This window comes from Azospirillum sp. INR13 (genome assembly GCF_015390205.1).
GTDB lineage: Bacteria > Pseudomonadota > Alphaproteobacteria > Azospirillales > Azospirillaceae > Azospirillum.
In genome coordinates, this window is sequence record NZ_VUOI01000001.1 from 292289 (window position 1) to 313488 (window position 21200).

The window sequence follows — 21200 nt, forward strand, 5'->3', positions numbered from 1 at the left end:
ACAGGGTCTCAGGCGTTGACGGCCGCCCGTTCCTCGCCGTCCGTCTCGTCCTCGCCCTGCTGGTCGTCATCGTCGCCGACCTGCGAGGACCCCTGCTGCTGGTGGCCGTGCCCGATGCTGGGCTGGCCGCCGCGCTGGCGGTTTTCCGATTCCTGGATCTGGTTGATGATGCGCAGGTAATGCTCCGCATGCTGCAGGTAGTTTTCCGCCTGCACGCGGTCGCCGGACGACATCGCGTCGCGGGCCAGCGCCTGATACTTTTCCTGCACCTGCCACGCATTGCCGCGAATGCGGACGTCCGGGCCGTTGCTGTCGAAGGTCTGGTGACGCAGCGGAACGTTCTGGCGCCGGCCGGCACCACCGCCGCCCCCGCCACCACCGCCGCCGCTGCCCCCGCCGCCGCTGTTGCCACGACCACGCGAACGCCTGGAGTTCGGTCCCTGTCTCATTCGGCTCTTAAGGCCCCATGCAAGAGAAGCGCAGTCCCCGGAACGCTCCGGCGGCCATCCGGCCTTCCGGCCCGGCCGCCCGGTCTGCCATGGACGATTTCCATGGGTCGCTCACGGGGTTCAAACGACGCGTCCGCATCGCGTGCGGAGGGCCATGGCGGTCAGCGCTCGGCAGAAAACCATCCGAGAATCATGCTCCGCAGGCCGTAGGTTCGCGGTCGTGTACCGCACACTACCCGGCAAAGCCCGGCGATCCAACCGTTTTTTTGGATAAGCGGCCGGCTCACAGCGCCTTTCGTGCCCTGACGCAGCGCTTTACCCCACCGAGGTCACACAGGATCGCGGTCTCCCCCAATCCCTGCGCCTCAACCAGCGCCGCCACATCCTCCGCCTGACCCTGCCCGACCTCGAAGGCCACCAGCCCGCCGGGCTCCAGCAGGCGCGGCAGCTCGGCGGCGAGGATGCGGTAGGGCTCCAGCCCGTCCGGGCCGCCGTCCAGTGCACGGAGCGGGTCATGCTCCCGTACCTCCGGCTCCAGCGTGGCGATGTCGGCGCTGGGGATGTAGGGCGGGTTGGACACCACGATGTCGAAACGATCCCCGATCCCCTTTGCCCAATCGCCGCTCTGGAAGCGGACGCGGTCCGCCAGCCCGTTGCGCTCGGCATTGCCGGCCGCCCCCTCCACCGCCAGCGGGCTGAGATCGACGCCGACACCGCTGGCATTCGGCAGCTCCGACAGCAGCGCCAGCAGGATGCATCCCGTTCCGGTTCCGAAATCGATCAGGTGCAGCGGGGCCTTCCGGTCGGGAATGGCGGCCAGCACCGCCTCCACCACCGTCTCGGTGTCCGGCCGCGGCTCCAACGTGTCGGGGTTGAGGGCGAGGTCGATGGTCCAGAACTCCCGGTGCCCCAGGATGCGCCCCACCGGCTCCCGCGCGGCGCGACGCTCGACCAGCGCCAGGGCGCGGGCGGCATCGGCGTCGGGGATCAGTTGTTCCGCCTTCGTAACGAAGTCGGTGCGGGTGAGGGTCAGCGCATGTTCGAGCAGGTAGCGGGCGTCGAGCTCCGGCGTATCGACACCGGCCTCGCGCAGGCGAGCTTCGGCCTGGGCGCGCAGGGTGCGGAGGTTCATGGATATGCTCCCTTGATCCGCGACAACGGATCCCCTCCCCCGCCCAGCGGGGGAGGGTTAGGGTGGGGGCAAGCCCCCCACACATACGCACTCCCCCGATGCGCAACCCCGTCCTCAAACACCGAGCCCGCGGCATGCGCTCGCTGCCGACCGACGCCGAACGGCGCCTGTGGCAGTACCTGCGCAACGGCCAGCTTGGCGGCTGGCGGTTCCGGCGTCAGCATCCGATCCCCCCTACATCATTGATTTCGCCTGCCTGGAGGTCTGCCTCGCGGTCGAGGTCGATGGCGGGCAGCATGCCGATTCCGGCTATGACGAGGCGCGCACGAAGTTCCTGATGGAGTGTGGCTGGCGGGTGTTGAGGTTCTGGAACACTGACGTGCTGCGCAATCCGGAGGGCGTGGCGGCGAGCGTGCTGGAGGCTTTGGGAGGGCCAAGAAATGCGGACACTTGCCCCCACCCTAACCCTCCCCCGCTGGGCGGGGGAGGGGATTAGGTGTCGCTTGGCAAAGGCAATCACCCCAGCTCCGCCAGCCGGGCGGCCTCGTCCTCGGACACCAGCGAATCGATCAGTTCGTCCAGCGCTTCGCCGGCCATCACCTTGTCGATCTTGTAGAGCGTCAGGTTGATGCGGTGGTCCGTCACGCGGCCTTGCGGGAAGTTGTAGGTGCGGATGCGTTCCGAGCGGTCGCCGCTGCCGACCTGGTTCTTGCGGTCGGCGGCACGCACGGCGTCCTTCTCCGCGCGCTCGCGGTCGTACAGCCGGGCGCGCAGCACCTTCAGCGCCTTGGCCTTGTTCTTGTGCTGCGACTTCTCGTCCTGCTGGCTCACCACCAGCCCGGTCGGCAGGTGGGTGATGCGCACCGCGCTGTCGGTGGTGTTGACCGACTGGCCACCGGGACCGGAGGAGCGGAAGACGTCGATCCGCAGATCCTTCTCGTCGATGTGGATGTCCACCTCCTCCGCCTCGGGCAGCACGGCGACGGTGGCGGCGGAGGTGTGGATGCGGCCCTGCGCCTCCGTCGCCGGCACGCGCTGGACGCGGTGGACGCCGGACTCGAACTTCAGCCGGGCGAACACGCCACGGCCGGTGATGTTGGCGGTGGCCTCCTTGTAGCCGCCGATGCCGGTCTCGCTGACGTCCATCGCCTCGAACCGCCAGCCATGCAGGCCGGCATAGCGGCGGTACATCTCGAACAGCTCGGCGGCGAACAGCGCGGCCTCGTCGCCGCCGGTGCCGGCGCGCACCTCCAGGATGGCGTTCTTCTCGTCCGCCTCGTCCTTCGGCAGCAGCGAGATCTGCACCTTGCGCTCCAAATCCGGGATGCGCTTGGTCAGGACGTGGAATTCCTCCTCCGCCATCGCCTTCATCTCGGGGTCGGCCCCAGGATCGGCGATCATTCCCGCCAGATCGGCGGCTTCGGCGCGGCCCTTCTTCAGCTCCGCGATGGCCTCGGCGATGGGGGTGAGGTCGGCATATTCCTTGGACAGCCGGGCGAAGTCGCCGGACTCGGCAAGGCCGGCCGCAAGCGTGTCGCGCAGCTCGTCGTACCGGGCCATCACCTTATCGAACTTCTCGTCCAGGCTCACGTCGCTCGTCCTTATCCCGTTCAGTCTCTTCGGCCCCGTCACAGGCCATGCCGTCTTGCTCGAACTTGGCCCGCCCGAACCTGTCCAGCCCGAACAGCCGGAACATCAGCCGTTCGGCCGCGGCCCGTTCGGCCAGCCCTTCGCCGCTGCCGTCGGCGGCCAGCGCACGCAGCGCTTCCGACGGGGCGTGCAGCAGCCGGTTGACCAGCAGCCGCGTCGCCGACGCCGCGTCCAGATCGCCGTGCCCGGCGAGCAGGCGCCGCCGCTCCGCCTCGAAATGGGTGCGGAGAGCCGCCACGGCAGGCACCGCGGCGCGTTCGGCCCGATCGCGGGCGAAGGCGGCCACCGCCTCGTCCACGATCATCCAGGCCGCCTGGGTCGCCGCCTCGCGCCCGACGCGGCCCTGCAGCGCCACCCGCTCCAGATCGGCCAGATCGTAGACGAAGGCGCCGTCCATCCCCGCCACCGCCGGATCGACGTCGGCCGGGATGGCCGCATCGACCACGAAGACCGGACGGCGGCGGCGGCGCTTCAGCACCGCCTCCATCATCGGAGCCGTGAGGATATAGCGCCCGAGGCCGGCCGCGGCCACCAGGATATCGGCGCCGGTCATCGCCGTCTCCAGGTCGGCCCAGGGGGCGAAATGCCCGTCCAGCCGCCGTGCCGCCGCTTCCGCCCGCCGGTCCACCGGGGCTGCGACCGTCAGCCGCGGCAGCCCGGCATCGCGCAGCCCCTCCAGAACCAGGGCGCCCATGTCGCCCAGCCCCAGCAGCAGGGCGCCGCAGCGCCGGATGTCGCCGTGCAGGTCGCGCGCCACCTGGATGGCGGCGGCGGCCAGCGAGGTGGCGCCCTCCGCGATCGGCGTCTCGCTGCGCACCCGCTTGGCGGCGGCATAGGCGGCCTGCAGCGCCGCCTCCAGCTCCGGCCCGGTCATGCCGGCCGACGCGGCGCTGCGGTGGGCGGCCTTCAGCTGGCCCAGGATATGCGGCTCGCCGACGATCTGGCTGTCGAGCGAGCAGGCTACCGCGAACAGGTGGCGCACCGCGTCGATGCCGGTGCGGGTGTAGAGCTGCGGCGCCAGATCGGATGTCGGCAGCCCGACGCGGTCGGCCATCGCCTCGGCGATCGCCAGCGCCGCCTCGTTCGGGCGCTCATGGACCGCCTGAACCTCCACCCGGTCACAGGTGCTGAGCCACACCGCCTGCCCCACGCCTGCGGCGCGCAGCCGGTCCAGCATGCCCGCCACTTCCGCCTCGTCGGTGGACAGGCGGTCGCGGACGGCTCCGGAACAAGTCCGGTGGCTGGCGCCGATGACGAGGTAGGAGGTGGTGGTCACGCCGCGAGTCGCTGTCCCTGCTTAAATCGGGGGCAGCTTACTCCGCGGCGGGGGCCACGTCTCGGGTGGTTTCTCGGGTGGTTTCCGCTTCGGCGGCTTCCGCGGCGGCTTTCGCCGCTTCGATCTCGGCCGCCTTCTTCTCGACCAGACCGACCAGATGCTGGACGATGTCCTGGTCCTTCAGCCGGTGGTCGGTCACGCCCGACAGATAGACCTGATGGGTGTTGTTGCCGCCGCCGGTCAGGCCGATGTCGGTCTCCCGCGCCTCGCCCGGCCCGTTCACGACGCAGCCGATCACCGACAGGGTCAGCGGCGTGGTGATGTGGGCCAGCTTCTGTTCCAGCAATTCCACCGTCTTGATGACGTTGAAGTTCTGCCGCGCGCAGCTGGGGCAGGAGATGACGGTGACGCCGCGGCGGCGCAGCCCCAGCGACTTCAGGATGTCGTAGCCGACCAGGACCTCTTCCGCCGGGTCGGCCGACAGCGAGACGCGCAGAGTGTCGCCGATGCCCGACCACAGCAGCATGCCGAGCCCGATCGACGACTTCACCGTGCCGGCGCGCAGGCCGCCCGCCTCGGTGATGCCGATGTGCAGAGGATAATCGCAGGCTTCGGCCAGCCCCTGGTAGGCGGCGACGGCCAAAAACGCGTCGGACGCCTTCACCGAAATCTTGAACTCGCGGAAATCGTTGTCTTCCAGGATCTTGGCATGGTTCAGCGCGCTCTCGACCATCGCCTCCGGACAGGGCTCGCCGTATTTCTCCAGCAGATCCTGCTCCAGCGAGCCGGCATTGACGCCGATGCGCATGGAACAGCCATGATCCTTGGCCGCCTTCACCACCTCGCGCACCCGCTCGGCCGAGCCGATGTTGCCGGGGTTGATGCGCAGGCAGGCCGCCCCGCTCTCCGCCGCCTCGATGGCGCGCTTGTAGTGGAAATGGATGTCGGCGACGAGCGGCACCTTCACCTGCCGCACGATGTCCTTCAGCGCCAGCGCCGACTCGCGGTCGGGGCAGGAGACGCGGACGATGTCCGCCCCCACCCGCTCTGCCGCCTGGATCTGCTCCACCGTCGCCTTGACGTCGGTGGTCGGCGTGTTGGTCATGGTCTGGACCGAGATCGGCGCGTCGCCGCCGACCAACACGTTGCCGACGCGAATCTGGCGCGATTTGCGGCGAAGGATCTGGCGGTAGGCGCGCACGGTCATCTCAGGTCAGCCTCTGGACAGCGAAAGCGGTGGCCGGGAGCCGCATCCTAGCGCAGCCGGCGTCAGGCCAGAAGTGCGGTCCGGCGCCCCGGATTCAAGATCGGGTATTCAAGCCATGCATTTGAGTGGGCCATGCAGGATGGCAGGGATCAGCGCCGCACCACCCCATTGCCGTCGATGGTGATGTCGCGCAGAACCTGCCCGACGGAGCCCAGCGGCGGGCTTTCGCCGCCATCGCTCATCACCACCAGACCGCCGGCATTGCCGGTGCGGATCTTCACGTTGGGCTTGTCGGGAACGCGGAAGGTGTCGCCCGGCTTCAGCACGCGGGTGAAGACGATCTCGCTGCCGTCGCGCACCTGCACCCAGCTTTCCTGGGTGGCCTTCAGGACCAGCTTGGCGTTGGTGTTCAGCGTGCCATAGACCTTGCCGTTGGCCGGCACCGTCGCCGTCGGGGCGGCCGGCGCGGCGGGCGGGTTGGCCGCGGCGTTCAGCGGGGTCGGGTCCTGGGGCGATGCCTCCTCGTCATCCTCAGGCGGCGGGGCCGGAATGTTGACGACCGCTTGTCCCGGGCCCTGCCCGGCTGTCTGGTTCGTGGACGGTGCATTGGCGGACGGCAGCGGCGATTGCGCCGGCGGCAGAACCGCGGGCGGAACGGCCGCGACGGCCGGCGGCTTGCCGGCAACCGTCGAAGCGGCCGGCGTCGAAGCGGCCGGCGTCGAAGCGGCCGGCGCCGGAGCGGTCGGGGCGGTCCCCTGCGGCGGCTTCGCGGCAGAACCCGGAGCAGGGGCGCCGGCTGCGGGAGCGGGAGCCGCCGGAGCCGCGGCGGTTGGCGGGGCGGCGGGCGTGGCCGGGGCGGAGGCGATCGCCGGCGCGGGAACCGACGGCTCGGCTCCCGGCTGCGCCGCAATGCCGGCCTGCTCGGACGCCGGGGCTGCAGGCTTGGACGGCACGCCATCCAGCAGCGAGACCAGCCGGTCCGGCAGGGTGGGCACCAGATCGGTCACCGTCCGGTCGGTCGCCGACAGATAATACCAGCCGCCATAGACGATGCCGGCCAGAACCAGCGTGCCCAGCAGCAGGGTGCCGCCCGAGGCGCGCCCTCCTTCGGCCGCCGGGGTCGGCAGGTACAGCTCCTGCCGGCGGACGGTGCCGGCCGCCTCGTCCTTGTAGCGGGTGACGACGGTGTCGGGGTCCAGCCCCAGGCACTCGGCGTAGGACCGCAGGAAGCCGATGGCGTAGGTGCTGCCCGGCAGCTCGTCGAACCGCCCTTCCTCGATGGCCAGCAGGTACGGATAGCGGATGCGCAGCATCGCCGCGACGTCGCGCAGGTCGTAGCCGTGCGCCATGCGCGTGGAGCGCAGGGTCTCGGAGACGGAGGGGCCGGCCGGAGCCGGGTCGAAATCGTCGAAAACCTTGCGCTTGGCCATGGGCTCGCCATCTGCTCGCAACTAGCGCGCACGCCGAAAGTCATGCGCAACCGGGGCATCCTTGCGGATGCAACAGGCGGAATGGGTACGACATGCCGCCCCCGCGGCGCAACCGCAATGACCGCGGGTCAGGGGCTGCGAGTCGTGACAAGTGGGCGGGGGGCGGGATCGGCCCCTCAGATCAGCACCCCGTGATCCTTGGCGAAGGTCTTCAGCTTGTCGCGCAGGCTGTGGTCGGCGCCGGTGTAGAGCCCGCTCATGTACTGCCGCAGCGCCCCGACATCCATCGAGCGCAGCATGGTCTTCACCGGACCGACCGACGGCGGCGACATCGACAGGGTGCGGAAGCCGACGCCGATCAGCGCCATGGCGTCCAGCGGCCTGCCGGCCATCTCGCCGCAGATGCTGAGCGACACCTTGTGCCTGGCGCACTCGTCCACCAGCCGGCGCAGCACGCACAGCATCGACGGCGACAGCGGGTCGTAGCGGGTCGAGGTGCGGGGGTTGCCGCGGTCGGCGGCGAACAGATACTGGGTCAGGTCGTTGGAGCCGACCGACAGGAAATCCAGCTTGGGCAGCAGGGCCGGAAGTTGCCACAACAGCGACGGCACCTCCAGCATGGTGCCGACGCGCAGGCCGCTCGGCCGCTCGATGCCCTGGGAGTCCAGCCGCTTCAGCTCCAGGTCCAACAGGCGGCGGACGCCGTCGAACTCCGCGACCTCGGCGATCATCGGGAACATCACCGACAGCGGCCGGCCGGCGGCGGCCAGCAGCAGCGCGCGCAACTGCTGGCGCAGCAGCGACGGGTGGTCCAGCCCGATGCGCACCGCGCGCCAGCCCAGCGCCGGGTTCTCCTCCTCGCCGCCGGTCATGTAGGGCAGCATCTTGTCGCCGCCGACATCCAGCGTGCGGAAGACGACCGGCCGGTCGCCGACCTCGTCCAGGATGCGGGAATAGAGGTCGGTCTGCGCCTTCACGTCGGGATACGACGCCCGGACCATGAAGGGGATTTCGGTGCGGTAGAGCCCGACTCCCTCGGCGCCGCTGGCGGTCAAATGCGGCAGGTCGATCAGCAGGCCGCAGTTCAGCTGGATGGAGATCGGCACCCCGTCGCGCGTGACCGAGGGCAGGTTGCGGATCTCCGCATACATCTGCTCCTTGCGGTGCTGCAGCGCGACCGCCTCGGAGAAGGCCATCTGGATGTCTTCGGCCGGGCGGATGAAGACCGACCCATGGTCGCCGTCGACGATCAGCTGGTCCAGCGGCTCGATCCGGTTCAGCGCGTCGGCCGCCTGCACCACCGGGATGTTCAGGGCGCGGGCGACGATGCAGACATGGCTGGCAGGCGACCCCTCCTCCAGCAGCAGGCCGCGCAGCCGGGTACGGTCGTAATCCAGAAGCTCCGCCGGCCCCATGGAGCGGGCGACCAGGATCATGTCGTCGGGCAGGGTGGCCCCGTCGGTGCCGCTGGTCTTGCCGGCCAGATGTTGCAGCAACCTGTTGGTCAGGTCCTCGAAATCCATCAGCCGTTCCCGGATATAGGGATCGGTCAGGTGGCTCATGCGGGCGCGGGTGTCGTTCTGCACCTGCTGCACCGCCGCTTCCGCCGTCAGGCCGACGCGGATCGCCTCGCGGATGCGCGACAGCCAGCCGCGGTCCTCGGCGAACATCCGGTAGGTTTCCAGGATGTCGCGCGGTTCGCTCAAGCCCGCCAGCGACGCCGCTTCCAGCAGATCGTCGATGGCGCTGTGCATGGTCTGAAGCGCGGTGTTGAAGCGCTCCAGCTCGGCGTCGGCGTCCTCCGCCACCATCTGGCGGACGGTCAGCTGCGGCCGGTGGATGACGGCCAGCCCCATGGCCAGCCCGGCGCTCATCGCCGTGCCGGACAGGCGGGCGGGCAGCAGCACGGGATCGCCGGTGGTGGTGACCTCCACCGGGTTGACCAGCTCGCTCTGGGCCACCAGCTCGGCGACGACCATGGCGATGGTCTGGAGGGTTTCGACCTCCTCCTCGACATAGCGGCGGCGGTCCTTGTGCTGGATCACCAGCACGCCGCGCACCTTGCTGCCGCGCAGGATCGGCACGCCGGCCAGCGACTGGAACGGATCCTCGCCGGTTTCCGGACGGTAGGCGAAGCTGGGGTGGGAGGGTGCGTTGTCCAGCGCGACCGGACGGGCGTGGCCGGCGATGTAGCCGACGATGCCCTCGCCCACCCGCAGGCGGGTGTTGTGGACGGCGGTCTTGTTCAGGCCCTCGGTGGAGAACAGCTCCAGCACCTCGCCGGCCCGCATGATGTAGCAGGAGCAGACGTCGGCCTTCATCTCCGCCGCGATCAGCGTGACGATCTTGTCCAGCCGGTCCTGCCCCGACCCCGATCCGGCCATGATGTCGCGCAGCCGGGCGAGCAGCCGGCGCGACGAGCTGCCGTCGAAGCGGGGATGCATTCCCCCGCCCATACCGCCGTCACCGGCTGCCGTGTCGAGGGTGTCGGTCATCGCTACAGCGCTCCCACCGTCGGCTCCGCCATCAGGTCTAACGATGCCGCATCCATCGCCCCGCCGGGCCAGCGCCGATTCGGCCTGGGCGATCAATTCGGCGAGGATGTCGGCCACCGGCTGTTCGCGGGTGACCAGACCGACGCTCTGCCCGGCCATGAGGGAGCCGTTCTCCACGTCGCCCTCGATGACCGCGCGGCGCAGCGCGCCGGCCCAGAAATGCTCGATCTCCAGCATGCCTTCGTCGCGGCTCATGATGCCGGCGTCGACCTTGGCGATGATGTCGCGCTGGAACTCCATGAAGCGCTTGGAGGCATCGTTCGCCAGCGCCCGCACCGGATCACCGGAAAGCGCGGGTCGATCTGCACCGAGGGCTGGGCGTCGCGGGCGGAGGCCCGGATGAAGGCCTGCTTGAAATTGGGATGGGCCACGCATTCGGTGGCGCAGACGAAGCGGGTGCCGACCTGCACGCCGGCCGCCCCAATTCCAGATAGGAGAGGATCGTCTCGCCCCGGCCGATGCCGCCGGCGACGAACACCGGCACCTCGCGCAGGTCGGGGAGGATTTCCTGGGCCAGCACGGTGGTGGACACCGGACCGATATGGCCGCCGGCCTCGGTTCCCTCGATCACCAGCGCGTCGGCGCCGTGCTTCGCCAGCCGGCGGCCGGCGGTCAGCGTCGGCGCGAAGGCCATCGCCTTGGCGCCGCCGTCCTTGATCCGGCGCAGGGTGGCGCCGGTCGGCAGGCCGCCGGCGACGACCACATGGCCGACGCCCTGCTCGCGGCAGACATCGATCAGCTGGTCCAGCGCCGGGTGCATGTTGATCAGGTTGACGCCGAACGGCTTGTCCGTCAGCGCGCGGGTGCCGGCAATCTCCGTCGCCAGCTGGTCCGGAGCCATCGAGCCGCAGGCCAGCACGCCGAAACCGCCGGCGTTGGAGATGGCGGAGACCAGGTGCCGTTCCGACACCCAGCTCATGGCTCCGCCCATCACGGCGGTGCGGGTGCCGAGGAAGTCCCGGCCCCGCTGCCAGAGCCGGTCGAGCCGGGCCGATGCTGCCGCCGCGTATGATGTGGCGTCGGTCATGGCCGGCCCTTTCCTGATGTTCCCGTCCCCGGCACCCGGGTCGCCGCCTGCGCTCAGGCGGCGTCCAGGCCGTAGGCGGTGTGCAGGGCGCGCAGCGCCAGCTCCGCATACTCCTCGGCGATCAGGACCGAGATCTTGATCTCCGAGGTCGAGATGACCTGGATGTTGATGCCCTTGTCGGCCAGCGCCTTGAACATGCGCTGGGCGACGCCGGCGTGGCTGCGCATGCCGACGCCGATGACCGACACCTTGACCACGTTGGCATCGGACACGATGCGCTTGTAGTTCAGGGTGGACTGCGCGTCCTCCAGCACCTTCACGCCGCGGGCCAGATCGGCCTTGCCGACGGTGAAGGTCATGTCGGTGGACTTGCCGTCTTCCGACACGTTCTGGACGATCATGTCGACGTTGACGGCATTGTCGGTCAGCGGACCGAAGATGGCGGCGGCGACGCCCGGCCGGTCGGCGACGCCCACCAGGGTGATCTTCGCCTCGTCGCGGCTGTAGGCGATGCCGCTAACAACTTCCTTTTCCACGATCTCGTCCTCGTCAACAACCAGGGTTCCGGGAAGCGAGCTGCCCGCCGCCGCTTCGAAGCTGGACAGCACCTGCACGCGCACGCGGTGGTTCATCGCCATCTCGACCGAGCGGGTCTGAAGCACCTTGGCCCCCTGCGAGGCCATCTCCAGCATCTCCTCGTAGGTGATCTTGTCGAGCTTGCGCGCCTTGGCGACGATGCGCGGGTCGGTGGTGTAGACGCCGTCCACGTCGGTGTAGATGTCGCAACGGTCGGCCTTCACCGCCGCCGCCAGCGCCACCGCCGAGGTGTCGGAGCCGCCACGGCCCAGCGTGGTGATGCGGCCCTCGTTCGACACGCCCTGGAAGCCCGCGACCACGGCGACTTCGCCGGTCTGCAGGGACTTTTCCATTTCGCTGGTGTCGATGGAGACGATGCGCGCCTTGCCGTGCGTGTCGTCGGTGCGGATCGGAATCTGCCAGCCCGCCCAGGAGCGGGCGGGAATGCCGAGCGACTGCAGGGCGACGGCCAGGAGACCGGAGGTCACCTGCTCGCCGCTGGCGACGACCGCGTCGTATTCACGCGCGTCGTGCAGCTTGTCGATGTCGTTGCAGTATTTGACGAGCTGGTTGGTCACGCCGGACATCGCCGACACGACGACGGCGACCTGATGCCCCGCCTTGACTTCCTGCTCGACCTTCCGGGCCACGTTCTTGATGCGGTCGATGTCGCCGACCGACGTGCCTCCGAACTTCAGGACGATCCGCGCCATACCTCACACCATGTCTGGCCGCCCGGTCATGCCAAATGGATCATGCGGGTCGGCGGAGCGCACCCCCGCTCCACCGTTGCCGGCGCGGGGCGGCGTATCCATACTCCGTCAGTGGAAGCGAGGCAAGTTGCCCGCACCCGTCCCGCCACCCTGTTTACGGATTTTCACCATGACCGCCTCATCCTCCGCCTTCCCGCATGCGTCCGCAACCGCTCCGGCGGGTGGAGTCGGGGGTGGAACCGTGGACCCGGAGGATGTCGCCCGCTTCTCCGCCATCGCCGCCGAGTGGTGGGACCCGACCGGCAAGTTCAAGCCGCTGCACCGGCTGAACCCGCTGCGCCTGACCTACATCCGCGACGCCGTGTGCAAGCGGCTGGACCGCGACCCGCTGGCGCCCAATCCGCTGGCGGGGCTGCGCGTGTCGACATCGGCTGCGGCGGCGGCCTGCTGGCCGAGCCGATCGCGCGGATGGGCGCCACCGTGGTCGGGGTCGATGCGTCGGAGAAGAACATCAAGACCGCCGCCACCCATGCCGCCGAGACCGGCACGACGGTCGATTACCGCGCCACCACTGCCGAGGCTCTCGCCGCCAGCGGCGAAAAGTTCGACGTGGTGCTGGCGATGGAGGTGATCGAGCATGTCGCCGACGTGAACCTGTTCGTGAAGTCGCTGTCCGACCTGCTGGCGCCCGGCGGCGTCCTGTTCCTGGCGACGCTGAACCGCACGCCGAAGTCCTTCGCGCTGGCCATCGTCGGGGCGGAGTACATCCTGCGCTGGCTGCCGCGCGGCACCCACAACTGGCGCCAGTTCCTGCGCCCGTCCGAACTGAACGCCGCCGTACGCACGTACGGGCTTAGCGTACGCGACCTGACCGGCATAACGTACAACCCGCTGAGCGACGAGTTCCGGCTGAACGCGCGCGATCTGGACGTGAACTACATGGGCTGGATGGAGCGGGGGTGAGGAAGGTTACTGAAACAAAGTCACTTCTTTCGACCGTCATTCCCGCGAAGGCGGGAATCCAGACTTGTGCCCGCCCTTGCACTGGAAACTCTGGATCCCCGCCTTCGCGGGGATGACGTCCGAGGAGAGTAAGGCTTCATGAAACGCGGCTAGCTTTCAATCCTCGTACACCGCCTCCAGCGGAATGGTCAGATCGAGCGAGACCAGCATGACCGGCCCGTCCCGCAGCACATCGACGATCCAGCCGCGGCCGTCGCGGCGGTATAACCTCCACCAGACGCTCGGTCTGCGAGACCAGGACGATTTCGCGCAGGGACGGGATCTTCTGGTAGTTGGTCCGCTTCTCGCGGCGGTCGATGGCTTCCGTGCTGTCGGAGAGAACCTCCACGACAAGGACCGGATCCTTGACGACATGGGGGTCGTCGTCACCGCCGGCGAAAGTCGCAACGAGGTCGGGGTAGTAGAAGGCATTCGCCGCTTCTACCCGGACCTTCACGTCATTGGCGTAAGCTTGGCATCCGCGGGCGCGGGCGGTCTGCCGCAGGGCGACGAACAGGTTACCGACGATGGTCGCATGCCGGCGGCTCGCCCCAACCATGGCGAAGATCTCGCCGTCCACATACTCATGGCGCACCTCAGCCGTCCGTTCGGCGGCAAGATAATCCTGCGGCGAAATCCACGGCTTGCGCGATATGCCCGCCATGGCTTTTGCCTCCGTCGGTCGTGTCGGCTTGCCGGTATCCTACCAGCCCACCGGCCCCACACCAATCGGTGCATCCGCGCCAAAGAAAAAGGGCCGCGCACAGCCCGTGCGACGGCCCCTTCGGCATCCTGTTCCCGCACTGGCGGCCCGTCAGTTGGACGGGCTCGGCTCGTGCTGGGTCAGAAGCGCGTACATCGCGTCGCCGGATTGGGCTCCGCGCAGCTTTTCGCACATGGACTGGTCCCGCAGAAGGCGCGAGACGCGGGCCAGAGCCTTCAGATGGTCGGCACCCGCCTGTTCCGGGGCGAGGAGGAGGAAGATCAGATCGACCGGCTGCTCATCGATCGCGTCGAAATCGATGGGCCGCTCCAGGCGGGCGAAGACGCCGTGGACGCGGTCCAGGCTGGACAGCTTGCCGTGCGGGATGGCGATGCCATGGCCCACGCCGGTCGTGCCCAGCCTTTCGCGCTCCAGAAGCACGTCGAAGATCGCCCGCTCGTGCTGACCGGTCAGCTCGGACGCTTTGCGCGCCATCTCCTGCAGGGCCTGCTTCTTGTTGCTGGCCTTCAGGTTCGGGAGGATGGCGTGCGGAGAGATGAGGTCGAGCATGACGCTTCTTGACCAGAGGGACGGGTCGGCGCCGTCAGGCGCCGGCCTTCTCCGCCGGATCGACCCAGCCGATGTTCCCGTCGGCGCGGCGATAGACCATGTTCAGGCGGCCATGCGCACCGTTGTGGAACATCAGGGCGGGGGCCTGCGCCAGCTCAAGGCGCATCACCGCCTCGCTGACCGACAGGGTGGCGATGCTCGTCTCCATCTCCGCCACGACCATCGGCTGATGGGCGCCGTCGGCAACCGTTTCGACCTCGTCATGCTGTTCGTCGGCATCGGCCTCCAGCACGCGGTAGTTCGCGGGCAAAGCGGCGCCGTTCTCGGCCGCGTGGTGGTCGCGCAGGCGGCGCTTGTAGCGGCGCAGGCGCTTCGCCAGCTTCTCGCAGGCGATGTCGAAGGCCGGATACGGCTCGGTGGCGTCACCGGCGCTCTGCAGCATGATGCCGCGACCCACATGGGCCTGGATGTCGGCCTTGTAGAGGTGCGCGTCCTTGGTCAGGATCACGGTCGCTTCGATCGGCTTGTCGAAGTACTTGCCGACGACGGCGTTCAGGCTATCGGCCACATGGGTGCGCAGAGCGTCGCCCACATCGAGCTGCTTGCCTTTGACGGTGAGTTGCATGGTGGAACGTTTCCAAAAATTGGTCCGCTGGGACGGTGTAGAGACGACGTGTGGAGATGCGGTCCACCGCGTGCGGGCCGGGACGATAGGCAAGGGCTATCGAACTGTCAATCGAGCCCTCCCCCGCCCCGAACTGCCTACATGCGTGACATCTTGGCACGGCGTCGCTGCACCGATGACGGTATTTTCATCGCTTCACGATACTTCGCGACCGTCCTTCGCGCAATGTCGATCCCTTCGGCACGGAGAATCTCCACCAGTTTGTCGTCCGACAGCACGTCGTCGGGCTTCTCGGCATCGATCATCGTCTTGATGCGGTGCCGAACCGCTTCCGCGGAATGGGCGGCCTGGCCGTCCGCACCCTGGATGGCGGAGGTGAAGAAGTATTTCAGCTCGAAGACGCCGCGCGGGGTCGCCATGAACTTGTTGGTGGTGACGCGGCTGACGGTGCTCTCATGCATGCCGATGGCCTCGGCGATGTCGCGCAGGATCAGCGGCCGCAGATGCGAGACGCCATGGATGAAGAAGGCGTCCTGCTGGCGGATGATCTCGCTCGCCACCTTCAGGATGGTGGTGGCGCGCTGGTGCAGCGACTTGACCAGCCAGTTCGCCGACTGGAACCGCTCGGAGAGATACTCCTTGTCGGCCTTGGATTTGGCGCTGTCGGAGATGCGGGCGAAATAGCGGTGGTTGACCAGCACCCGCGGCAGCGTGTCCGGGTTCAGGTCGATCAGCCAGCCGCCGCCGGGGTTGGCGCGCATCAGGATGTCGGGGGTGACCAGCTGGGCCGGGGTGTGGTCGAAGGCGAGCGCCGGCTTCGGGTTCAGCTTGCGGATGTCGGCGACCATGTCGGCGACGTCCTCGGCATCGACGCCGCAGACCTTCATGATGGCCGGCAGGTTGCGGGCGGCCAGAAGCTCCAGATTGTCGAGCAGCGCCGCCATCGCCGGGTCCAGCCGGTTCTTCTCGCGCAGCTGGATCGCCAGACATTCCTTCAGCGAGCGGGCGAAGATGCCGGGCGGGTCGAAGCGCTGGCAGGCGGCCAGAACCCGCTCCACCCGGTCCGCCCCGCAGCCCAGCTGTTCGGCCATCGCCTGGGCGTCGAAGCCGATCAGCCAGCCGGATTCGTCCAGCATGTCGATCAGCGCCAGCCCGATCAGCTGGTCGCCGAGATCGGGCAGGTCGATCTTCAGCTGTTCGGTCAGGTGTCGCGCAGGTTCTTTTCGCTGGTCAGCGTCGCTTCGAGGTTGCTGTCGTCGTCGTCGAAGCCGCTGCGGCCGCCACGCTCGCCGTAGGAGCCGTAGACCTCGCTGCCGCCGTCCGAGCCATCGGAAAAGCGGTCGTCGCCGTAGACATTCTCGAAATCGGTGTCGAGCGGCGCCTCCGACGAGGAGGCCAGCGTGTCGGAGGACGTCATCTCCACAGTGTCGCGGGTGCGCCCGTCGGACGGGACCAGCCCCGGCCCGTCGTCGCGGCCGTTCAGCCCGTCGATGCTGAGGCCGTTCGCCTCCATGCCGCCGGGACCGTCGAGCCCACCCGGCGCCTCGCCGCCGGCCCCGTCGCCCACAGGGTCGCTGCCGCCGTCACCGGGGCCGCTGTCGCGCTCCAGCAGAGGGTTCTGCTCGATCTCGCGGTCGACGAAGTCCGACAGTTCGATGTTCGACAGCTGCAGCAGCTTGATCGCCTGCTGCAGCTGCGGCGTCATCACCAGGGTCTGGGCTTGTCGAAGGTCGAGACGTTGAGCAAGCGCCATGGCTGTTGAACCGGGACCAGTGGAAACGGAGGGCTACAGACTGAACCGGTCGCCGAGATAGACCCGGCGCACGCCCTCGTGCGCCACGATCTCGTCCGGTTGTCCCTCCATTAGTACCACACCATCGTGCAAAATATATGCCCGATCGACGAGGTCGAGCGTTTCACGCACGTTGTGGTCGGTGATCAGCACGCCGATGCCGCGGTCGCGCAGATGCCCGACAGTTCGCGGATGTCGTTCACCGCGATGGGGTCGATGCCGGCCAGCGGCTCGTCCAGCAGAATGAAGTGCGGCTGTCCGGCCAGGGCTCGGGCGATCTCCACGCGCCGCCGCTCGCCGCCCGACAGCGCCAGTGCGGCGAGCGGCCGCAGATGCGTCAACGAGAATTCGGCCAGAAGTTCGTCCAGCATCGCCTCGCGCGCGTCGCGGGTCGCTCTCCACCACCTCCAGCACGGAGCGGATGTTGTTCTCCACCGTCATGCCGCGGAAGATCGAGGCCTCCTGCGGCAGATAGCCGATGCCGAGCCGGGCGCGGCGGTACATCGGCAGCGCGGTGATGTCCTGCCCGTCCAGCGTGATCGTGCCGGAATCGGCGGCGATCAGGCCGGTGATCATGTAGAAGCAGGTGGTCTTGCCGGCGCCGTTGGGGCCGAGCAGCCCCACCGCCTCGCCGCGCTGGACGCTGATCGAGACGTCGCGCACCACCGGCCGCTTCTTGAAGGACTTGCCGAGATGCTGCGCCACCAGCCCTTCGACCGGGGCGGATGCTGCGGGAGTGCTGCCGGCGGGAGCGGCGCCGGGTCCGTTGGCGGTCAGCACGGTCACGGCTTCTTGCCTGCCGCGCCGGGCTGGCCGCCGGCCTTCTCGGCGGGAATCAGCAGGCCGCTGACCCGGCCGCCGGCGTCGCGGGCCGGCGATGACGCGGTTGATCTTGGTGTTCATGTTCATCTCGGCGGCTTCGCCGTTCAGCTGGTTGTCGCCGCGGGTGATCCGGACATTGCCCATCAGCACCGCGACATTGTCGGCCACCGAATAGACCAGCTTGTCCGACAGCGCCACGTCGGTGGGGGTGGTGACGACGACGTTGCCGGATCCGTCGATCCGCTCCATCTGGGTGGTGCCGTCCGGCAGCTTCTTCAGCCGGCCGATCAGCACGTCGGCGCGCAGCCGGTCGGTGCCGCGCACCGCCACCGCGTCGCCGCGCGCCACCGTCAGCTCGCGCGCCTCGTAATATTCCAGGCTGTCGCGGGCGGTGATCACATCCTTGGTGGTGACCAGCTTCAGATCCTTGCCGGTGACGACGGCGATCTGCTTGTCGACGTCATAGACGCCATGGTCGCCGAACACCTGCTGGGTCGGGCTGACGATCCGGACATTGCCGTCGGCCACCAGCTGGAACACCTCGTTCCCCTTGCCGGGCACCTCGCGGTAATAGGCGGTCAGCACGTCGGCGAAGACGGTCGAGTCGTTGCGCTTGGCCGAGGCGTTGCCGCGCGCCACATAGGCGCGCACGTCCTGGTGCCATTCGATCGCCTGGTCGGCGTTGATCTCGACCGGCTGCTTGCCGCCCATGCCGGGCAGGCCCCTGGGCGAAGGCGGGAGCGGCGAGCAGCAGCCCGGCGGCCAGCGCCGCCACGGCCGGGATCGCCGACAGGGAGAAAACGGTTCTGAACGGCGACCGTCTGGACGTCACGGCTTCTTGCTCCCGGGGCGTTCGGCGGCCTGGACCTCGGCCTTCGACTGGTTGAGGAAGACGACATTCTTGCCGCGGTCCGTCATGCGGAAGCCCTTGGCGTTGATCTCGCCCTGCGGACCCTGGCCGGCCACCGCCTGGTCGCCCCAGGCGTTGCCCTTGCGGATGTCGGCCTCGGCCTCGCTGGTGGTGAACTCGTTGCCGTCGTCGCGCAGGACATGGACGTTGCCGCGCATCAGCAGGATGCCGGTGACCTGATTGTACCAGCCCTTGTCGGACCGCATGGTCACCCAGGTGCCGGCGGTCTCGGTCATCTCCGCCTGCGGGTCGTCCAGCAGGACGATGTCGGGCTGGTCGGTCGACTTGTCGGCCTTGGCCGCCACCAGCGAGAAGGGCTGGTTGTGTTCGTCCAGGCTGAAATAGCGCGGCTTCAGCATCTCGCTCTGCCCGGCATCGGCGGAGATGCGCGGGGTCGGCGGACTGTTCAGAGACGGCCAGGCGGCCAGCAGCGCCATCATCGCCAGCGCCGCCGCCGGAAGCGCGAACTTCAGGGCCGAGACGAAACGGCTGTGGAACCGGCTGACCGGGCGCGTGTCGCGCCGCCGGTGCGCGCGCAGCACGGCCGGCGGCTCAGCCGGGCCCTGGGCGGGAGCGGACGCGCGGCGGTCCTGCCCGCCCGCAGGCGATGCTGCATGCGGGGCGGTTCCGGTGCGGTCGGGGCTGCGCAGGTCGTCCAGGCTCAACTCTCTGTCCCTCCGGCTCGGCGCTTGGCTTCCATAATGGACAAGAACGCGGTCAGGCCGCACCTGCGCGCAGGCAATCGTGGATGTGCACGATGCCCAGCGGCCGGTCGTCCTCGATCACGAACAGGGTGGTGATCTTCTTCTCGTTCATCTCCCGCAGCGCCTCGACGATCAACGCCTTCGGGCGGATGGTCTTTGGCCGCGGCGACATGATGCTGTCGGCGCGCTCTGCCAGAAGCTCCGGCGTCAGATGACGCGCACGTCGCCGTCGGTGATGATCCCGACCAGCGCGCCCGCCTCGTCGGTCACCCCGACGCAGCCGAGCCGCTTGGCCGTCATCTCGAAGATGACGTCGGACAGCGGCGAGTCAAGGCGGCACAGGGGCAAATCGGTCCCCTTGTGCATGATGTCCGTCACCTTCAGCAGGGCGCGGCCCAGCTGTCCGCCGGGGTGGAACTCGCGGAAATCGGCGGCGGAGAAGCCGCGCCGTTCCAGCAGCGCCACCGCGATGGCGTCGCCCAGCGCCAGCATCATGGTGGTGGAGGTGGTCGGCGCCAGCCCCAGCGGGCAGGCCTCCGGCACCGGCGGCAGGATGAGCGCCACGTCCGACTGCTCGGCCAGCGAGGAGGAGGCCCGGCGGGTCATGCCGATCAGCGGGATGCCGAAGCGGCGGGTGAAGGCGATGATGTCGGCCAGCTCGTGCGTCTCGCCCGAATTGGACAGCGCCACCACCGCATCGTTCTTCGCGATCATGCCGAGGTCGCCGTGGCTCGCCTCGCCCGGATGGACGAAGAAGGCCGGCGTGCCGGTGGAGGCCATGGTCGCGGCGATCTTGCGGGCGACATGGCCCGACTTGCCCATGCCGGTGACGACCACGCGGCCTTCGATGCCGTTCAGCAGGTCGAGCGCCCGCAGGAAGGCTCCGTCGAGGCTGTCCGCCAGGGCCACCAGCGCATCGGCTTCCGTCCGCAGCACGCGGGTGGCGCAGGCGAGGTCGCGGTTCTCCACGGCACTCGTTTCGGTCGAAGCGGCGGTCAGGCTGGACGTGATAGCGCTGGTCAAGGCGGTCATGCCTTCCGTTCAAAGGCCCGATAGGCAGGCCGTTCACAAACACGCGCCCGCCCGGATGGCTCCCGGCAGGCGCGTCGTGCAGTATGCCCGCCGGGGGACGCCGGGTCAAATCCACGGCCGGTCAGGGGAGGCGGTACGGCTCCCTCTCCCGCCCCGGGAGAGGGAAGGGGCCCGCCGCGAAGCGGTGGGAAGGGTGAGGGGGGAGGCACGAAGCCATGCGCTTCGGGATCCTTGCCCTACCCCTCACCCTCCCCACTTCGTGGGTCCCCTCCCTCTCCCGGGACGGGAAAGGGCGATGATCAGGCCGTTCAGTGCGCCAAAATGTCCGGGGTTTCCCAGCCGCCGAGATCCAGCTCGCCGCGGGCGGGCAGGAAGTCGAAGCAGGCCTGGGCCAGATGGGTGCGTCCCTCGCGCGCCAGCATGACGTCCAGCTTCGCCTTCAGGTCGTGCAGGTGCAGCACGTCCGACGCGGCATACTTCATCTGGTCGGTGGTCAGTTCGGGCGCCCCCCAGTCGGAGGACTGTTGCTGCTTGGAGATTTCCACCCCCAGCAGGTCCTTGCACAGGTCCTTCAGGCCATGGCGGTCGGTGAAGGTGCGGACCAGCTTGGAGGCCACCTTGGTGCAATAGACCGGCCGGCAGTCGACGCCCAGATAGGCCTTCATCACCGCCACGTCGAAGCGGGCGAAATGGAACAGCTTGGTCACGCCGGGATCGGTCAGCAGCCGCTTCAGGTTCGGCGCCTCGTACCGGCCGGGACGGAACTGCACCAGATGGACCGCACCGTCGCCGGCCGACAGCTGCACGAGGCAGAGGCGGTCGCGGTGGGGGTTCAGCCCCATGGTCTCGGTGTCGATGGCAACGCAGTTGTCGTGGGCGCCGGCGGCGAGGTCGAGGCCGTCGGGGAGGTCGCCGTCATGAAGGTCGATGGGCATGGTCGTTTCCCGGTGGTCAGGCCCCCGGCCACGGACCCTAGAAACGACGAACGCCGCTCTGCACTGCCTCCCTCTCGATCGAAGGAGCTG

15 protein-coding genes and 6 pseudogenes are annotated in these 21200 nt (G+C 68.8%); 3 read left to right on the plus strand and 18 right to left on the minus strand.

Annotation, left to right across the window (positions count from 1 at the left end):
- Positions 1-8: 8 nt before the first annotated feature.
- Positions 9-449, minus strand: a complete 441-nt coding sequence (locus tag F1643_RS01470; protein WP_194910020.1) for a DUF4167 domain-containing protein — start codon at positions 447-449, stop codon at positions 9-11.
- A 283-nt stretch (positions 450-732) separates the two neighbouring features.
- Positions 733-1581: a peptide chain release factor N(5)-glutamine methyltransferase gene (gene prmC, locus F1643_RS01475; protein WP_194910021.1), complete on the minus strand. Its 849-nt coding sequence runs from the start codon at positions 1579-1581 to the stop codon at positions 733-735.
- A 134-nt stretch (positions 1582-1715) separates the two neighbouring features.
- Between prmC and F1643_RS21950 the strand changes: the two genes are divergently transcribed.
- On the plus strand, positions 1716-1919 hold the full coding sequence (locus F1643_RS21950; RefSeq protein ID WP_255542282.1) for a DUF559 domain-containing protein: 204 nt from the start codon (positions 1716-1718) through the stop codon (positions 1917-1919).
- Positions 1838-2077: an endonuclease domain-containing protein gene (locus tag F1643_RS21955; protein WP_255542300.1), complete on the plus strand. Its 240-nt coding sequence runs from the start codon at positions 1838-1840 to the stop codon at positions 2075-2077. Before F1643_RS21950 ends, F1643_RS21955 begins: the two co-directional genes overlap by 82 nt.
- A 20-nt stretch (positions 2078-2097) precedes the next feature.
- On the opposite strand, the gene prfA is transcribed toward F1643_RS21955, so the two are convergent.
- From prfA to F1643_RS01515, 7 genes and pseudogenes are all read right to left on the minus strand, one after another.
- Positions 2098-3171 (minus strand): peptide chain release factor 1, encoded by a 1074-nt coding sequence (gene prfA, locus F1643_RS01485; protein WP_194910022.1) that lies wholly within the window; start codon positions 3169-3171, stop codon positions 2098-2100.
- Positions 3146-4507, minus strand: coding sequence for a glutamyl-tRNA reductase (hemA, locus tag F1643_RS01490; RefSeq protein WP_194910023.1), 1362 nt, complete (start codon positions 4505-4507; stop codon positions 3146-3148). The genes prfA and hemA overlap by 26 nt, the downstream gene beginning before the upstream one ends.
- Before the next feature lie 37 nt (positions 4508-4544).
- A complete protein-coding gene (gene ispG, locus F1643_RS01495; RefSeq protein WP_194910024.1) occupies positions 4545-5714 on the minus strand; it encodes a flavodoxin-dependent (E)-4-hydroxy-3-methylbut-2-enyl-diphosphate synthase in 1170 nt (389 codons plus the stop codon).
- Between the two features lie 149 nt (positions 5715-5863).
- Positions 5864-7144 (minus strand): helix-turn-helix domain-containing protein, encoded by a 1281-nt coding sequence (locus tag F1643_RS01500; protein ID WP_194910025.1) that lies wholly within the window; start codon positions 7142-7144, stop codon positions 5864-5866.
- A 176-nt stretch (positions 7145-7320) separates the two neighbouring features.
- Positions 7321-9600, minus strand: coding sequence for a phosphoenolpyruvate--protein phosphotransferase (ptsP, locus tag F1643_RS01505; protein ID WP_194910164.1), 2280 nt, complete (start codon positions 9598-9600; stop codon positions 7321-7323).
- A 99-nt stretch (positions 9601-9699) separates the two neighbouring features.
- Positions 9700-10726, minus strand: a pseudogene (locus F1643_RS01510) (NAD(P)H-dependent flavin oxidoreductase); the annotation flags it as partial.
- 53 nt (positions 10727-10779) lie between these two features.
- Positions 10780-12015 carry an aspartate kinase gene (locus tag F1643_RS01515; RefSeq protein ID WP_194910026.1) on the minus strand — a complete coding sequence of 412 codons (1236 nt, stop codon included), beginning with the start codon at positions 12013-12015 and terminating at the stop codon, positions 10780-10782.
- A gap of 169 nt (positions 12016-12184) precedes the next feature.
- Here F1643_RS01515 and ubiG point away from each other — a divergent pair.
- Positions 12185-12978: pseudogene (gene ubiG / locus F1643_RS01520) on the plus strand (bifunctional 2-polyprenyl-6-hydroxyphenol methylase/3-demethylubiquinol 3-O-methyltransferase UbiG).
- Between the two features lie 136 nt (positions 12979-13114).
- On the opposite strand, the gene F1643_RS01525 reads toward ubiG, so the two are convergent.
- The 9 genes and pseudogenes from F1643_RS01525 to F1643_RS01565 form a co-directional block, all read right to left on the minus strand.
- Complete coding sequence (locus tag F1643_RS01525; protein ID WP_255542283.1) at positions 13115-13681, minus strand: Uma2 family endonuclease; 567 nt, start codon at positions 13679-13681, stop codon at positions 13115-13117.
- A gap of 150 nt (positions 13682-13831) precedes the next feature.
- Positions 13832-14290, minus strand: coding sequence for a PTS IIA-like nitrogen regulatory protein PtsN (gene ptsN, locus F1643_RS01530; RefSeq protein ID WP_014249030.1), 459 nt, complete (start codon positions 14288-14290; stop codon positions 13832-13834).
- Between the two features lie 34 nt (positions 14291-14324).
- Positions 14325-14915: a ribosome hibernation-promoting factor, HPF/YfiA family gene (gene hpf, locus F1643_RS01535; RefSeq protein ID WP_194910027.1), complete on the minus strand. Its 591-nt coding sequence runs from the start codon at positions 14913-14915 to the stop codon at positions 14325-14327.
- A gap of 137 nt (positions 14916-15052) precedes the next feature.
- Positions 15053-16668: pseudogene (gene rpoN, locus F1643_RS01540) on the minus strand (RNA polymerase factor sigma-54).
- Between the two features lie 33 nt (positions 16669-16701).
- Positions 16702-17493, minus strand: a pseudogene (gene lptB, locus F1643_RS01545) (LPS export ABC transporter ATP-binding protein).
- 165 nt (positions 17494-17658) lie between these two features.
- Positions 17659-18240: pseudogene (locus F1643_RS01550) on the minus strand (LptA/OstA family protein); the annotation flags it as partial.
- Between the two features lie 117 nt (positions 18241-18357).
- Complete coding sequence (gene lptC, locus F1643_RS01555; protein ID WP_194910028.1) at positions 18358-19104, minus strand: LPS export ABC transporter periplasmic protein LptC; 747 nt, start codon at positions 19102-19104, stop codon at positions 18358-18360.
- A gap of 52 nt (positions 19105-19156) precedes the next feature.
- A pseudogene (locus F1643_RS01560) lies at positions 19157-20175 on the minus strand (SIS domain-containing protein).
- A 308-nt stretch (positions 20176-20483) separates the two neighbouring features.
- Positions 20484-21110 carry a ribonuclease D gene (locus tag F1643_RS01565; protein WP_194910030.1) on the minus strand — a complete coding sequence of 209 codons (627 nt, stop codon included), beginning with the start codon at positions 21108-21110 and terminating at the stop codon, positions 20484-20486.
- Positions 21111-21200 lie beyond the last annotated feature (90 nt).

Coding starts and splice junctions, on each gene's coding strand:
- F1643_RS01470 (WP_194910020.1), bottom strand. CDS start 449: ATGAGACAGGGACCGAACTCCAGGCGTTCGCGTGGTCGTGGCAACAGC.
- prmC (WP_194910021.1), bottom strand. CDS start 1,581: ATGAACCTCCGCACCCTGCGCGCCCAGGCCGAAGCTCGCCTGCGCGAG.
- F1643_RS21950 (WP_255542282.1), top strand. CDS start 1,716: ATGCGCTCGCTGCCGACCGACGCCGAACGGCGCCTGTGGCAGTACCTG.
- ispG (WP_194910024.1), bottom strand. CDS start 5,714: ATGACCGTGCGCGCCTACCGCCAGATCCTTCGCCGCAAATCGCGCCAG.
- F1643_RS01500 (WP_194910025.1), bottom strand. CDS start 7,144: ATGGCCAAGCGCAAGGTTTTCGACGATTTCGACCCGGCTCCGGCCGGC.
- ptsP (WP_194910164.1), bottom strand. CDS start 9,600: ATGGGCGGGGGAATGCATCCCCGCTTCGACGGCAGCTCGTCGCGCCGG.
- F1643_RS01515 (WP_194910026.1), bottom strand. CDS start 12,015: ATGGCGCGGATCGTCCTGAAGTTCGGAGGCACGTCGGTCGGCGACATC.
- F1643_RS01525 (WP_255542283.1), bottom strand. CDS start 13,681: ATGGCGGGCATATCGCGCAAGCCGTGGATTTCGCCGCAGGATTATCTT.
- ptsN (WP_014249030.1), bottom strand. CDS start 14,290: ATGCTCGACCTCATCTCTCCGCACGCCATCCTCCCGAACCTGAAGGCC.
- hpf (WP_194910027.1), bottom strand. CDS start 14,915: ATGCAACTCACCGTCAAAGGCAAGCAGCTCGATGTGGGCGACGCTCTG.
- F1643_RS01565 (WP_194910030.1), bottom strand. CDS start 21,110: ATGCCCATCGACCTTCATGACGGCGACCTCCCCGACGGCCTCGACCTC.